Origin of the sequence: Bradyrhizobium diazoefficiens USDA 110 (assembly GCF_000011365.1) — a bacterium.
GTDB classification, from domain to species: domain Bacteria; phylum Pseudomonadota; class Alphaproteobacteria; order Rhizobiales; family Xanthobacteraceae; genus Bradyrhizobium; species Bradyrhizobium diazoefficiens.
Genome location: NC_004463.1, coordinates 2,965,172 through 2,979,765 on the forward strand (window position 1 = coordinate 2,965,172; position 14,594 = coordinate 2,979,765).

The 14,594-nt window shown below is 63.0% G+C and carries 14 protein-coding genes; 4 read left to right on the plus strand and 10 right to left on the minus strand.

Going from position 1 to position 14,594, the window contains the following annotated elements:
* Nucleotides 1-301: 301 nt before the first annotated feature.
* Nucleotides 302-1,726 (plus strand): TAXI family TRAP transporter solute-binding subunit, encoded by a 1,425-nt coding sequence (locus BJA_RS13380; protein ID WP_063921612.1) that lies wholly within the window; start codon nt 302-304, stop codon nt 1,724-1,726.
* A 568-nt stretch (nt 1,727-2,294) separates the two neighbouring features.
* Here BJA_RS13380 and BJA_RS13385 read toward each other — a convergent pair.
* The 3 genes from BJA_RS13385 to BJA_RS13390 form a co-directional block, all read right to left on the minus strand.
* Complete coding sequence (locus BJA_RS13385) at nt 2,295-4,445, minus strand: hypothetical protein (protein WP_162494069.1); 2,151 nt, start codon at nt 4,443-4,445, stop codon at nt 2,295-2,297.
* A 505-nt stretch (nt 4,446-4,950) separates the two neighbouring features.
* Nucleotides 4,951-5,220, minus strand: a complete 270-nt coding sequence (locus tag BJA_RS43650; protein ID WP_038965856.1) for an HGGxSTG domain-containing protein — start codon at nt 5,218-5,220, stop codon at nt 4,951-4,953.
* Complete coding sequence (locus BJA_RS13390) at nt 5,217-5,822, minus strand: hypothetical protein (RefSeq protein WP_011085489.1); 606 nt, start codon at nt 5,820-5,822, stop codon at nt 5,217-5,219. Before BJA_RS13390 ends, BJA_RS43650 begins: the two co-directional genes overlap by 4 nt.
* 421 nt (nt 5,823-6,243) lie before the next feature.
* Between BJA_RS13390 and BJA_RS13400 the strand changes: the two genes are divergently transcribed.
* The gene (locus BJA_RS13400) at nt 6,244-7,227 is read left to right on the plus strand and encodes a Bug family tripartite tricarboxylate transporter substrate binding protein (protein ID WP_063921424.1); all 984 of its coding nucleotides are present in this window, start codon (nt 6,244-6,246) and stop codon (nt 7,225-7,227) included.
* Nucleotides 7,228-7,272: 45 nt separating this feature from the next.
* Here BJA_RS13400 and BJA_RS13405 read toward each other — a convergent pair whose 3' ends face one another.
* The 4 genes from BJA_RS13405 to BJA_RS13420 all read right to left on the minus strand — a co-directional run bounded on the left by BJA_RS13405 (nt 7,273) and on the right by BJA_RS13420 (nt 11,005).
* Complete coding sequence (locus BJA_RS13405; RefSeq protein ID WP_011085491.1) at nt 7,273-8,235, minus strand: lytic transglycosylase domain-containing protein; 963 nt, start codon at nt 8,233-8,235, stop codon at nt 7,273-7,275.
* A 203-nt stretch (nt 8,236-8,438) separates the two neighbouring features.
* A complete protein-coding gene (locus BJA_RS13410; protein WP_038965854.1) occupies nt 8,439-8,714 on the minus strand; it encodes a hypothetical protein in 276 nt (91 codons plus the stop codon).
* Nucleotides 8,715-8,792: 78 nt separating this feature from the next.
* Entirely contained in the window at nt 8,793-9,650 is an 858-nt protein-coding gene (locus BJA_RS13415) for a VOC family protein (RefSeq protein WP_011085492.1), read from the minus strand.
* 152 nt (nt 9,651-9,802) lie between these two features.
* Nucleotides 9,803-11,005 carry a urate hydroxylase PuuD gene (locus BJA_RS13420; RefSeq protein WP_063921425.1) on the minus strand — a complete coding sequence of 401 codons (1,203 nt, stop codon included), beginning with the start codon at nt 11,003-11,005 and terminating at the stop codon, nt 9,803-9,805.
* Nucleotides 11,006-11,228: 223 nt separating this feature from the next.
* Between BJA_RS13420 and BJA_RS13425 the strand changes: the two genes are divergently transcribed.
* Together BJA_RS13425 and BJA_RS13430 are read left to right on the plus strand one after the other, a co-directional pair.
* On the plus strand, nt 11,229-12,563 hold the full coding sequence (locus tag BJA_RS13425) for a PQQ-dependent sugar dehydrogenase (RefSeq protein ID WP_011085494.1): 1,335 nt from the start codon (nt 11,229-11,231) through the stop codon (nt 12,561-12,563).
* Nucleotides 12,564-12,683: 120 nt separating this feature from the next.
* Nucleotides 12,684-13,007, plus strand: coding sequence for a hypothetical protein (locus tag BJA_RS13430; RefSeq protein WP_011085495.1), 324 nt, complete (start codon nt 12,684-12,686; stop codon nt 13,005-13,007).
* A gap of 17 nt (nt 13,008-13,024) precedes the next feature.
* Here the strand turns inward: BJA_RS13430 and BJA_RS13435 are convergent, their stop codons facing one another.
* From BJA_RS13435 to BJA_RS13445, 3 genes are read right to left on the minus strand one after another with little or no spacing between them, the layout of a single operon-like run.
* Nucleotides 13,025-13,825, minus strand: a complete 801-nt coding sequence (locus tag BJA_RS13435; RefSeq protein WP_011085496.1) for an SDR family NAD(P)-dependent oxidoreductase — start codon at nt 13,823-13,825, stop codon at nt 13,025-13,027.
* Nucleotide 13,826: 1 nt separating this feature from the next.
* Nucleotides 13,827-14,381, minus strand: coding sequence for a carboxymuconolactone decarboxylase family protein (locus BJA_RS13440; RefSeq protein ID WP_011085497.1), 555 nt, complete (start codon nt 14,379-14,381; stop codon nt 13,827-13,829).
* Between the two features lie 17 nt (nt 14,382-14,398).
* On the minus strand, nt 14,399-14,584 hold the full coding sequence (locus BJA_RS13445) for a hypothetical protein (RefSeq protein WP_038965851.1): 186 nt from the start codon (nt 14,582-14,584) through the stop codon (nt 14,399-14,401).
* Nucleotides 14,585-14,594: the final 10 nt, after the last annotated feature.

The following is a 14,594-nucleotide window of genomic DNA, read 5'->3' on the forward strand; positions in this document are numbered from 1 at the left end:
CTGAGATCGGCCCAAGCGGCCTGTTCAGTGTCTCCGCTGGGTCAGTTCTGGTCGGCGGGCCGAGCGTAAGCTTGACCGGAGCAAGCTAGCGGCACCGGCGACAGCAAGCGTGTGAAGCAATTCACAAACACGTAGAAATTGTCATGGCTGCCGCATGGAAGCGGTCGTGACGCAAGGCACGTTGTCCATCAAAACGAGTCTGACGCCGCTGCCTGAGACGATGAACCAGGCCGGCCGTCAGAACGTTATTCCCGGCAAGATGTGGTATCATGGGGACCTGGATCTGCAGCTGGCGGCGGCAATGTCTTCCACCGAGAGTGCAACCAAGACGACCAGTGAGGCGGCCCGCCGAGAGCGGAGGAGGAGCAATTCCTTACTGTTCGCTCTCGCCGTTGGATTTCTTGTCTTCGGTGCGGCCGCGGGTGCGCTTTACTGCGCTTTGCGGCCGGAGGTTCTGCGGATCGCCGTTGGACCGCCGGGCAGCGACGATTACAAAGTCGTCGAGGCAATGGCCGATGCCTTCAGAAGGGAAAGTCGAACCGTCAGGCTGTCTCCGATCAAAACTGACGGCGCGGTGGAGTCTCTCGCCCTGCTTGGGGCTGGCAAGGCGGACCTTGCCGTCGGCCGCGGTGATCTGGAAATGCCCGCCGAGGCGCAGACCGTCGCCGTCGTGCGTAAAAACTTCGTCGTGCTGTGGGCGCCCTCCGAGCCTGCGGGCAAGGGCGCGAAAAGAAAGCGGTCGCCGAAAATCAAGGAGGTCGCCGATCTCGCGGGGCACCGTGTCGGCGTGATTGGGCGGACCCCCGTGAATGCCGCGTTGCTGCGGGTCATCCTGAGCGCCTCCGGCGTGGACGCTGAGAAGGTCGCTGTGACGCACTTTGGCACTGAACAGATCGGGGAGCTGGCGCGCGATCCCGCCCTCGATGCATTCATGGCAGTCGGGCCACTCGACAGCAAGATCACATCCGACGCCGTTGCTGCTACGGCGCGGGCCCGCGGCGAGCCGAAATTTCTCGCCATCGAGACATCGGAAGCGATCGCCTTGAGGCATCCCCGGTATGAATCGGAGGAAATTCCGCCCAGCGTCTTCAATGCGGATCCGGCTTGGCCGGGTGACAAGGTCGAGACGGTCAGCGTCAGCCACCTCATCGTGGCCAGAAAGAGCGTGTCCGAAACCACGGTAGCCGCGTTTTTCCGGCAGCTCTTTGCCGTCCGTCAGGCGATTGCGCGGCAGGTACCTGGCGCTGCTCACATCAGCAAGCCGGACCTCGAGAAGGACACCGAGCTGCCCGTCCATCGGGGAGCGGCGGCCGTCATCGACGGCAACGAACGCACCTTTCTCGACCGGTACGGCGATTACTTCTGGTTCGGGCTCCTGCTTCTCTCCGGGATCGGCTCGGCCGGCGCCTGGTTGCGCCGCTATTTGAACCGCGAGGAAAGGGAGGACAACACCAGCCATCGCAAGAGAATCCTGGCCATGGTCGCGAGCGCGCGGACCGCGGAATCCAACCAGGAACTGCTGACCCTGCAGCGTGAGGCGGACGCCATCATCGCTGAAACCCTCGAGTGCTACGATGACGGCGCTGTCGAGGAAGAGGAACTCGCCGCATTCGGGCTGGTGCTCGATCTCTTGAGCAACGCCATTGCCGAGAGGCGAGCCGCGTTGCAACGAACCAGCTTCGAAACCGTTCGAGGCGCGACAGCAGGCTCCACGCTGCGAGGATAAGGGCGGCCATTTGAACCGGCCGTTGCGGATTCCGCCGCGCCGGCGGCCGCCGTGGCCGTGCGCGATGATCAGCGCGCAGCTGGCGCCTCCGGCGTCGTCAGCGGCAGTGGTCCCCATGAGTGTCACGTCCCGTGACGGTTTTGGGTGGGAGGACATGATTGAGGGGAGGGTGCCAATGGGGGAAGCAGCCCGGCTATTCGAGACTGCGGCGTTCGAACCTTCAGCTCGTCGGTAGAGCAACACGAAACCCCTCAACCCGATTCCAACGAGGATGAGTTTCGCGAAGAACTCAGCCCATCCAACGAGCTTAGTCATCGCTGTCAGGCGCTTGTGACTCCATCTCGGGACATTGGCCCCTCATAGGCTGCGGCGCCACGCTTCGAGATACAACGGAGACCTGCGCACCTCTTCAACTGTGGTCCTTGATAGGCCCAAGTCGGCTAGTAGCCGACCATCGAGTTCGAGAAGTTTCCTGGGTGCATGATGGATGCGGTTGCCAAATGGGGACGTCGGCGGTCACGACGGGGCGTGGGCGACAGAACGTGATGTTAGATCGTCTTGATGCTCTTCATTCGTCAAATCTCGGGGTTCCGCGATGGCTTATCCAATCCAGTGTTTTGTTGAGCCATTCGAGCTCTTCATGTTGGCTCGCGAGCCGTCGTAGTTGCGGTTCAATTCCGAGTACGAACGTAAGCTGTGGTCTAAATCTTTCGCCGAGTCCTTTGAGTGCGTCCAAAGCGCTGGCGTCAACCGCTTCATCGAGGCGCTTTGTAATTTGGCTCGCCAAAGCGGTGAACGCCTTTGACTTTTTCAAGCCCTCGCCGAAAACGAGCGCGGAGACTGCGCTGCCAACGATCATGGCTGGTGATCCCGATGAAACTGCCGCGGTGGACGCCGCTCCCAACACTCCGGCAGTTGAAACTACAATAGCTAAATTCTTAATAGTACCGCTGGCAACTACGGCACTCCGTTCGAGATTGGCTCCTCTCGCAAATTCCTCGGCTGTACCAAGAGCAAATGAGGCCGCTGTTGGATCAATGATATTGGGCTCATTTTGCAAGCTTTCTGCAAAGCCAACGGCGGCGTCCCTGTATTCAACTTCCTCTCCTGGTGTCCGTCTGTAACGCTCTTCAGCGGCGATAACTTCGATGCCTTCCGCCGTTGCCAATACGAAAGCGCCGTGCAGTTGGAGCAACGAGTCTAGGCGTTCGTGAATTGGATGCGCGAGTCTCGGTAGCTCTTCGTCGGCGAGAGTTGTTCTCATCGCATTCGCGAGTCGAACGCCCTCCACATATAGTCTCGCAAAGTCAACGGAATCGATATTTTGATTGACTAATTCCCGATATGCGTCAACGCGATCTCTCAGGTAACGGTGAGGAACGTTCCCGTGGTCAAGCGCTTCAACAACTTCGCGCGCTAGAGTACGCAGAATCGGATGTAGTTTTTCTAGACGGGCTACATTGTTGCCTTGGCGATCGATCGCTTGGGGCGGAGCGAAGGTGATGACGCCGTTTTCACCTATTTCAAAATGAGGTCCGTATCCTTGCGGTGGGATCTGCGGCAATTGGACTTCTGTCGACTGATGGCTTCCATCACGTGAGCCAGAGTGCGTTCTGATTCGGGCGCTGATCTCGGTGTTGACCGCCTGAGAGCCAGCGTCCCAAGGCAACGGCTCTGGGCTGCCGACAAACGCCGTCTCCCACGCATCGTTGCGCCGGCTAGATGGCGGTGATCCCTCAAGTACATAGTCGTACCAATCCACCCAGACCTGCCAATGCTTACCGTTTTCGAGAAGCACTTGAGAGAGGTTGTTCCATGCTTGCCTTGCTGCAGGAGGTGCCCCTCCTTCGTTTGCTGGCCGCCACAGTGGCGCGCGGGCCAACTCCTGTGGAGACGTTCCGCGAACGAGCGCTAAGGCATCTCGGAGAACAGCTGCAATTCGAGCAGATTCGTTGGGCCCGCGACCGAGATCGGAAATGATACTTGTAGCACGGCTCGCTGCATCGTCGGCACCAACTGCCGAAGCTGCATAATAGGCAGTTATGGTCATTTGGGTTTGACGGTTGGAGAGAAACTCGGCTGCATCAGCCGCGAGCTTGATCTCTTTGGGATGAAGCACGGCGTAGCGGGACGCCGAAATCGCGCGAAAGATGGCGAGCAGAGTAGTATCGCCGGGAGACGCGCCTAAGGTCGCAAATAGGCGAAGCGCCTCCCGATTTCCCATCACGCTCGCCCACTCTCGCGGCTTTGCCGACAGCCATTGTTGAAAGGCGACTGCGTCCCTGGGATCGGGTGGGCTGTCGTTGTCGGTCTCCAGGTGGACGCCATTAATTTGTTGCCGAATGAAGGTGTTGGCCGATTTCGGTCCTTTTCTCCACGCTGCATCAGGGACCTCTGTGGCGCGAGTTAGCTCGAGAATGGTATCGGGTGCGTTGCCGAATAGCCGGTCTTCATACCAGCTGATCCAGACCTCCCAATTCTCGTGTGTGGCTAGGAGTCTTGTCTTTAGCGCCTCCCATCCGTTACCGACCCAAGCAGGGAGGAGGGGTTTAGGCATTGGCCAGAGTTGCTGGTTTGCTATCGTTACCGGCTCAAACCCCTGATCGAGTTGCGCCGCCTCGCTGGCGAGGGCGGCCAACATCTCGTGAAGACCCTTCTTGCCACCTTTCTGCTCCGCCGCGTCAATGGCCGAATTCGCAGCCTCGACAGCGGAGGACATCCTCTTCCTTCCGTGAGAGGCCGTTGTTGCGACCGCGGAGATGGCAGCAGACTCAGATCTTTGCAACCATTGGGGACGAGGTTCTACGGAATCGAGAGTGTTCAGCGCCGCCGAGATCAGCCTATCCCGATAACCGGGATAGGCGGCGACTGCCCAAGTCGAGTCGGCGCAACGAAACATCTGCAGCGCCCGACTGAAGTTATCTCCATAGGATAGGTTAAACGCGGGTATGACTCGCAGAGCCGCCCGAGCAACAAAGACAACTGTCTGCTCAGGCGATTGACCCGCTAGCCAACGGTTGACGTCTTCCGTGCTTGCAAAATCTTGCACGCTTGATCCCCGGCGCACCGCGGCCTGTTGGTTCGGGCCTAGTGTGCGAATACTCTCTTACAACCCTAGAAATGTCGAGACCCCGTCGCCCCCGGATCAATTGGTGTTCCCGGCTCGGATCGATTTTGCGCCGTTCGCTGTGGCCGGCGGCCGCCTGATTTTCAACTATTGGGTATCACCGCAACTCCCGCAGAAGCTTCCGCGCCTCATCTAGCATCATCCGGACCTGTCTTTGCTCGCTGATCGTCTCCCCGGCGAACAGCCCGTGCGTGCGCGCATTCTGATTTCCCTTCGGCGCGCCGGACCCTAGCGCGCCGCCGTGCATGCGGCAGCGTGTCTTGCCGTGCGCCGCTGGCGCGCGGCACGGGCTGCCGTCGCGGGTTCGGGCGCCGCAGCGGGGGCTGGTGCGCATCGGGACCGTGTTGCGGGTGTGGCCGCCGGTCATGGGGTGGCGCCTTGCGTTGCCTCGCTCCGGCTCGCCTCCGCAACAAGCACGTTCGTATGCTGCGTGACGTTGCCCACGATCGCTCGTCCTCCGTCCTGCACGGACAGGTTTTGCACCGTGATCGCGCGCTCGTCGCTGTTGCGGTGGCGGCTCAGGGCCTCGACCTGAGCGGCGAAGGTGCGGGTCAGCCGGGTCAATGCGCGCGTGACGCTTTCCTGCTGCGGGAGGTTGTCGGTGCAGGCGAGGCGACAGGCGCAGCGCATCGTCGCCAGGTGCACGGAGACCATCTGCGACACCAGCATGGCTTCGATGGAATCCTTCGGTGCGATGCTCCTGATCATCGAGACCATGAAGGCGAGATTGGCCTCATCGGGTTTCTGTCCGACCGCGCTCGCTTTCACCAATTGCCTGAGAATGCCGTGCAGCGCGTCGCGGTCAACGGCACCGAGTGCCTCGGCCAGCAGGCGCTCGCCGGCTTGCGGGTCCGGATGGGTGATCGCAATGCGCCGCTTGTACAGTCTTATCCGCGGGCTCGCGGCGGGGCCGCCGCGATCGCTTGCTGCAAGCGGCGAGGTGATGCGGCGGTTCGGTGCTGTTGTCATGTGCTGTGTCCTTTGCTGGCGCAGGCGTGCGCGAGCGACCGTTCGCTGCTGCGCGCGGATGCGAATTTCGGGATGTCGATGAAGGGCTTATGCGCAACCACGTCGAGGCGGCCCGGATGAGGGTGGCCGTCACGCTGACGATGGTTGCGATGATGGCATTCTGCCGGTGTTTTGCCCGACGAGTCAAACGGCGTTGCGAAGCGCGCAAGTCCTTGTTCTTCCAAGCACCGGCTACTGTGCATGGGGTTGTTTTCGCGCTTTTTGTTTTGAGCCGGCGCTTACGTGCCGTGCGACGGAATTGCGAGGCGCGTCGTGTGTGGAAACGCGATTGCGCAATCCCGTGCGGCCGCTCATCATGATCCCCGAGCGCGCCGCACCAACAAGCACGCACACGCGGCGCCGAAGTCTGGGGAGAGAACGAATGCAACGAACGGCTCGCCTGCTGGCAGTCATCGCCGGATTGTGCGCCTGTGCGCCGGCGACAGAGGCCCTCGCGCAGAAATATCCAACGCGGCCGATCAAGATCATGGTCGGCTTCAGCGCGGGCGGGCCGGTCGATGTCGTCGCTCGCATCATCGGCGACCGGCTGGGCAACAAGCTCGGGCAGCCCTTCGTGGTCGAGAACCGCGCCGGCGCCAACGGCATGATCGCCGCCGAAGGCGTGGCTCGTGCGGATGCGGACGGCTACACCATGCTCGCCTGCAACTCGTCCACCATCACGCTCAACAAGACGCTGTTCAAGGACATCCGCTACGACCCGGAAAAGGACTTCGCGCCGTTGACCACAGTGGTGTCGGCGCCGCTGGTGCTGGTGGTCAATCCGGAGAATCCCAGGACGGCCGACATCAAGACCGTGGCCGATCTCGTTGCCGCGGCGAGGGCGAGGCCCGGTGAGCTTGCCTACGGTTCCGGCGGCAACGGCAACCTCGCCCATCTCGCCATGGAGCTGCTCGGCCAGAAGGCGGGCATCAAGATGATCCACGTGCCCTATCGCGGCGGTGCCGCGTCCGAGGTCGGCATCCTCGCACAGGAGGTATTGGCGGTGTTCGATCCCCTGTCGGCCGTGCCGCTGGTGAAGGCCGGCAAGCTGCGCGCGCTCGCGGTGTCCTCCGCCGAGCGGCTGCCGTCGCTGCCCGATGTGCCGACGGTTGCGGAGGCAGGCTATCCCGGCTTCGACCTGTCGTTCTGGGTCGGCTTCTTCATGCCGAAGGCGACCCCCGCGCCGATCCTGGAGGCGCTGCACCGGGAGATCGTCGCCGCCGCCAGGGATCCGGCGGTTGCGGAGAAGCTCGGCTCGCAGGGCGTGGTTAGCGTGCTGAGCCCGGCCGAGTACGCCGCGAAGATCGCGAAGGAGACCAAGGAGCTCGCCGAGGTCGTGGCGGCGGCAAACATCAAGGCGGAGTAGGGCGCGGCTGTCGCGCCGAGGGCGCGGGTGACAAGCCGGTGTGAGCTAGCTCGAAGAGCGTTCGCGCGCCGCAAAGCGGATCGCACGAGCTTTTGCACTCTTTCCGGCCGCGCGGGCCGCGATCATGCTCCGTGCCTTGCCGTGGGCCCCGGCATTCCTGCGCAGCAAGGTTGCGAACCGCTTGCGTGCACGGCTCGCCGAGAGCCGCGCCGCCAGCTGCTCGGCCTTGCGCATGATGGTGACGACCGACGGTGTCAGGTTGACCGGAACCCAGGCGACGTGCTTGGTCTTGGACAGGCTGCCAACGCCTTCGCAAGGCGCTTCGCGCGGCAGGTCGATCCGGATTGCGAGAGCCTCCGCGCGCTCGGTCCAGTCCTCGGCCCTGGTGCCCGTGATGATGCGGACATAGTCGCGCGTCTCGCGCGGCAGCTCGCTCTCTCTGGCGAGCCACTTCTGGATGCGACCGGGACCTGCGTTGTAGGCGGCTGCGGCGAGGCCGAGATTGCCGAAATCGTCACGGAGCTTGCGCAGGAATTTTGCCGATGCGGGCAGCGCTTTGATGGGATCGAAGGGATCATCCAACCCGACCTCGGCCGCCGTCTCCGGCATGAACTGCGCGACGCCCTGCGCACCGGCCGGGCTGACCTCGTTGGAACGAAAGCGGCTCTCCTGCCAGAGCAGGCGCGCGAAGAACGGCACGGGAATGCCGCTGGCCTCGGCGGCTTCGCGAAGCGCGTGGCAGAATTGTTCGGTCGGCGAAAGCGGGGCCTGCGCGACGGGTTCGACTGTGGGGACCGGCTCGATCGTCTCGACGTAGGCCGCGCGCGCATTTGCCAGCTCAATGGCCTGCACGCTTGCGAGGAAGAGTTCGGCGAGGGGAACCAGAGAAGGACCGCGATCAGTCTTGAGAGCAGCGTGGTCGATGCTTGACGGCTGCCAGGAGGACGACGAGCCGACGTCGCACATCAGAATCAGGAACGCAGCGCAAGCCGCGACGACAAATCGCATCTCGGTAAGAGTCCTCGAACTGTGGGGGAACGACCAGCGCGTGCGCCGGTGAGGAGGACTTCATTAACCGTAATTGCGGCGAAGCTGCGATTCCGCACGAGGGCAGGTGTTAGTACGGGGGCCTGCCGCAGAACATGCGCCGCCGGCCCCGCGGATCTACGGGGACCGCGAGCAAATGCGACGTGCGAGTGGTGGCACGGAGGCTAGTCCTTCGGAAAGTCCTTGCGCATCGCGATCTCGGCGGCATCGCCGGGCGACAGCACGGTCTGGTCGAAGGCCGGCTGCGGCCTCGTCATGATGTCGTAGAGCGAGATGCCCTTGATCGGCTTGTCCATGAGCACGCGGACGCAGTCGGCGAGCGTGCCGTTGTAGACGAGATAGGGCGGACCCCGGTCCTTCTGCCTCTCGCCCTTTAGCGATGGCCACTTCTTCAGTTCTGCCGGCGCGTCATAGACGATCGGCGATCCCTCTTTAAACATGCGTCTGGTTCCGGGCGGCGTGGATAGGCCAGAAGCCTAGAGCCGCCGCGTAAACGCACGTTAAAGAATTAGTTCAAATCAGCTGGCAACGAAGGCGAGCAGGGTGCCGTTGGCCTTGGCCGGCGGCACCACGATCGCGGACCCGCTGCGCAGCGCTGCCGTGCCCAGCGCCTTCTCGGTCGCGGCGAGATCGCCGCTGACCAGCACCAGCGCCGCGCCGCCGCGCTCGGAGAGGCCCGCGAGCGGCACGCCGGGATAACGTTTGCCGAGCTGGTCCAGCGTCAAATAGACGAAGTCGGCACGATCGCCGCCGGAGGGCACGGTGACCGCGCCGTCGGCCTCGGTCTTCGGTTCGCGGTCGATCAGGCGCGCGAGGTGCGCGGCCTCCTTCGCGGGCTCGGGCGTTGCGATCAGCGTCTGCTTGATCCGCTTCGCCGCGTTGGCGTGCTTCATCAGTTCGGGGATCCACACAGTCTCGCGGGTCTTGTGCTGGCAGGCGAAGATGCGCACGCCGCCCGGCGCTTCCGCGGTCGGCCACATGAAGGTGCGGAATTTCGCCGCCGAGACCGTGCCGTCAGGCAGCGTCACCGGCCGCTCGAAATCGGTCGGGCCGATCGGCGTCAGGCCACGCGCGCGGATTTCCTCTGCGCCGGCGGCGCTATCGACCGCCGTGAAGGCGATACGCTCGATGCCTTCGCCGCGTGTGTCGAGGAAGGCGCGGGCCGGCGCATTTTGCTCGGTCGCGGCCAGCACGCCGAGCAGCTCCATATAGTCCGGGTCGAACATGATGGTGTAGTTGCCGGTGCCCATATGCGCGCTGTGGGTGCCGCGCGGCGACACCGTGAAGCCGAGCTGCCGGTAGTTCTCGGCGGCCTTGTCGAGGTCCTTCACCATGACCACGGCGTGGTCGATACCGATGACGTTCTTGAGGGCCACTGTGATTTCCCCGCGGCAGATGCAGATTGAATTTGGACGGCACGAGCGGCCGCTGTCCCTATCTACGCCGGATGGACGATCAAGTCATTTTCAATTCAGTGGGACATGCGGAAATTTCATTCCGCCAAACGCGATATCGACGCGTGATGGCGTCAGCGCGCCTGCTCGATATAGGCGGCGAGGATGGCACGCTCCTCGCTGGTCATTTCGGTGATGTTGCCGGGCGGCATCGCGGTGGACCAGGCCGCGACGCGTCCGATCAGGCGGATGTTGCGATGGATGTGCTCGGGCGCGTCGAGCAGGATGCCCTTCGGCGCAGTGACGATGCCGGCCCAGACCGGCTCGGCCGCATGGCACATGCTGCAGCGGGACATCACGATCTCCTCGACATTGGCGACCGTGACCGGCGTCGACAGCGCGCCGGTCTTCACCTCGCGCGGGCCGGCGGCGGACAGGAAGAGGATCGCGATCACGCCCACGGCGGCCACGCCCCACACCCACCACGGCGATTGGCGCCCGGCATGGCGCTCGTTGAAGAAGTGGCGGATCACCGGCCCGAGCGCCAGGATGATCGCGACGATGATCCAGTTGAAGCGCGTGGCGTAGAGCAGGGGATAGTGGTTGCTGATCATCAGCACGACCACCGGCAGGGTCAGATAGTTGTTGTGGACCGAGCGCTCCTTGCTGGTCTTGCCGAGCTTCGGATCCGGCGCCTGTCCCGCGATCAGCGCTGCGACGATCTTCTTCTGGTTCGGGATGATCAGCGTGAAGACGTTGGCGACCATGATGGTGCCGATGATCGCCGCGATCTGGTTGAACGCGCCGCGACCGCTCAGCACATGGGTGAAGGCGTAGGTCAGCGCGACCAGGAACAGATAGCCGCCGATGGCGAACGGCAGCTCGCGCTGCGCCAGTCCGCTGCGGCAGGCAGCCTCGTAGAGCGCCCATGCCAGAGCCAGGCTGAAGAAGCTGAACAGCCCGGCCTGGAATGGCGTGAGGTCGAGGATCGACTTGTCGACCAGGAACAGGTCGGCCTCGAGATAATACACCACCACCATCAGCGCGAAGCCGGACAGCCACGTGGTGTAGGCCTCCCATTTGAACCAGGTCAGATCGTCCGGCATCTGGGTGGGCGCGACCAGGTATTTCATGATCCGGTAGAAGCCGCCGCCATGGACCTGCCAGGCTTCGCCCTGCACGCCATCAGGCAGATCGCCGGGCAGATCGCTCTTGGGCTTGAGGCTGAGGTCGAGGGCGATGAAATAGAAGGAACTGCCGATCCAGGCGATCGCCGCCACCACGTGCAGCCAGCGGAGCAGCAGGCTCGCCCATTCCGATATGATGGATCCCCACATGATCACCCCATCAGGTGCGACATGGACGCCGCAGCTTTCATGGCCGCAACCGGCGGCCGCTCCCTTGCAATGTGTTGCACCTATCCGTGATGTTTTCCAGTACGATGGGTCGTGGCTGATGCACATCGTGCGGGCATGAGCTGATGTGGGATGCGGCAGGCGTTTTTCCCGCCGGATCGATCGGCGTTGACGCTTGAGACATGCGCGCCGGGAGGAAGACGACGTGAAAAACAGGATATGGTCCGCAGCGATGGCCGCGGGATTGCTGGTCGCGGCCGCGACATCTGCGCAGGCCGAGCCGGTAATGCAGGGCAGGGACGCCTATGGCGACTGGCAGTCCGACAGGCCCGGCACCGTCAGGTTGATCCGGCCGCAGGATCTGGTCAAGCCTGGTGCCACGCGGTCGGTTGCGAGCTTCGCGCGCGTGGTGCCGCGGCCGTCGGATGCCTCGCCGCAGGTGCCTCCGGGTTTCAAGATCGAGCTGTTCGCCGAAGGCTTGCGCGCGCCGCGCATCGTACGCGTCGCGCCGAACGGCGATGTCTTCGTCGCGGAGACGCGGGCGGGCACCATCCGCGTGCTTCGTGCAGGAGAGGGCGGCAAGGTCGCGGCCAACGAAGTCTTTGCCAGCGGTCTGCGGCAGCCATTCGGCGTTGCCTTCTTTCCGAACGGCGACAATCCGCAATGGGTCTATGTCGCCAACACTGACAGCGTCGTCCGCTTTCCCTATCAGGCCGGTGACCTCAAGGCGCGCAGCAAGGCGGAGAAGATCGTTGCGAGCCTGCCGCATGACGGCGGCCATTCGACCCGCGACATCGTCTTCACGCCCGACAACAAGCGCATGCTGGTCTCGGTCGGCTCGCTCAGCAATGTCGCCGAGGGCATGGGCACGCCGCCGGGCGGGATGGATGCGTGGTCGAAAACGCAGCCGCTCGGCGCGGCCTGGGCCAGCGAGACCGAACGCGCCACCGTGCTGGCGTTCACTCCCGACGGCAAGGAGCGGAAGATCTACGCCACCGGCATCCGCAATTGCGTCGGCCTCGCGATCCAGTCGCAGACCGGCCTGCCGTGGTGCTCGACCAACGAACGCGATGGCCTCGGTGATGACCTCGTGCCCGACTACGTGACCAGTGTGAAGGAGGGCGCCTTCTACGGCTGGCCGTGGTTCTATATCGGCGGCAACGAAGACCCGCGTCATGCCGGTGCGCGACCGGACCTCAAGGACAGGGTGACGATCCCCGACGTGCTGATACAGCCGCATTCGGCCTCGCTCGGTATGACCTTCTATGAAGGCACGCAGTTTCCGTCCGACTACCAGGGCGATGCCTTCGCCGCCGAGCACGGCTCCTGGAACCGCTCCAAGCGCACCGGCTACAAGGTGATCCGCATCCGGATGAAGGACGGCAAGCCGACGGGCGAGTACGAGGACTTCGTCACGGGGTTTGTGCTGAGCGACACGGAGGTGTGGGGACGGCCGGTGGGCGTGGCGGTGGCGAAGGATGGGGCGCTGCTGATCTCGGAAGATGGCAATGGCACGATCTGGCGGGTAAGCCACCCATAATTTTGGAGATGGCGTCGCTATCTTGTCGACACCCCTTAACAACGGGTGAAAGCCGCCGAAACTACTTGCAACAACCGTTGATACTAGCCAAGGTAGAGCGTTCTTTGGGGGGAGAGCAAAATGGAAGGACTGGGGACAACTGAGCCGTTGGTTACGGCGGCTTGGCAGTGGTTTAGTATCGGACTAGGCGTCGCTTTCCTGGTCACCATCGGCATCATTGTCCTTTTTGTTTTCAAGGGAGATACCGAGTACGGGATCGATCAAGGATTTCTCGGACTTATTTTGATGCTGACTACCATTTTCTATCTTGTGGCTTTTTCATTTTTGGTCGCCGCGTCGACTAAGGGGTTGGATATTAAGGTGACGGTCGTAGTTGTCGATGCTCTCGTCCTGATCGGAAGCAAACTATTGGCGCCGCGCTTCCTCACCTACTTATCGTCATGAACGTCCGGAGTTGAGTGCTATCCTCTTCTCACGCTCGCCCCTCCATCCACCGGCAGCGTCACACCCGTAATGAAATTCGCCTCGTCCGACGCCAAAAACAGCGCGGCGTTCGCGACGTCCCATCCCGTGCCCATCTTCCTGCGCAGCGGCACCTTGCTGTCGCGCTCGGCTTCGACCTCGGCGCGGGTCTTGTGCCATTCGCGGGCTCGGGTATCGACCGCCATCGGCGTGTTCATCAGGCCGGGCAGGATGACGTTGGCGCGGATGCCGTATTCGGCGTTCTGGTAGGCAAGCTGTTCGGTGAAGGCGATCATCGCTGACTTTGTCGCCTTGTAGGCGACATATGGATACGTCGTGATCGCCGCCATCGAGGAGATGTTGATGATGGTGCCGCTTCGTTGCGCGCGCATGATCGGGATGACTTCTTTCGCCGCCAGGATGCAGCTCTTCAGATTGATGGCGACGACGCGGTCGAAAGCTTCCTCGGTGAGTTGAAGCAGCTCGGCATCGCCGCCGGACAGGCTGACGCCGACATTGTTGTGCAGCACGTCGATCCGGCCCCAGCGCGTTTGCGCGTCCTCGATCATCGCCTTGATATCGGCGGACTTGGTCACGTCGGCCTTGAAGGCTGCAGCGGTGCCGCCGTTGGCGGCGATCATGACGACGGTCTCCTGCGCCGACTCCAGGTGGTGGTCGACGCACAGCACCTTGGCACCCTCGCGCGCGAAGGTGAGCGCGGTAGCGCGGCCATTGCCCATGCCTTCGCCGGGGCTCTGGCCGGCGCCGACGACGATCGCAACCTTGTCCTTCAAGCGCATCTCAGTTCACTCCGGGGATCGGGTACTGCTGGAGTACCTCTTTGTAAGCGGGCTCGTTGTCGATCTTCATCGTCGCGAGCACGCGCACGACGCCGCAATAGAAGGCAATGGTGAGGACGAGATCGACCATGTGCTCGTCGGAAACGTGCTGCTTGATCTCGGCAAAGGTCGCGTCCGACATCGCGAGCTCGCGCACCATCTCGCGGGCGCCTTTCAGGACCGCCCTGGCCAGCGGCTCGAGCTTCGAGGGCTTGCCCTCGGTCTCCGCCATCAGGCCTGCGATGTCCTCGTCGGTAACGCCGAACTCCTTGCCGATCTTCACGTGATGGGTGAACTCGTATTCCGATCTCTCCATCCAGCCGACCTGGAGGATCGCAAGCTCCCGCAGGCGCGGGTCGAGCTTGCTCTTGAAGCGGATGTAGCCGCCGATGCCGTTGAAGGCGCGCGCCATCTCCGGCGAGTTGACCAGCAGCTTGTGCAGATTGGTGTTGCGCTTGAGCATGTCGCGATATTCAGGCGCGACCTGGTCGGCCTCGAGATAGGGCAAGCGGGCCATCCTCAGAATTCCTTCCGTCAGTGTTCTTGCGACTCGCGTTCGGGGGCCTGCAGCGTCACGCCGCCATCGATCACCTGCACCTTGGCGCCGGCGTGGGCCAGCACAATTGCTGCAGCGCGGCCGTTGCCGTCGCCCGCGGCGCCGCTGCCGCTGATGAGCGCCACCTTGCCGGCGAGGCCGGCATCGTCCTCAGGGCCCTGCATCCCGTTTCAT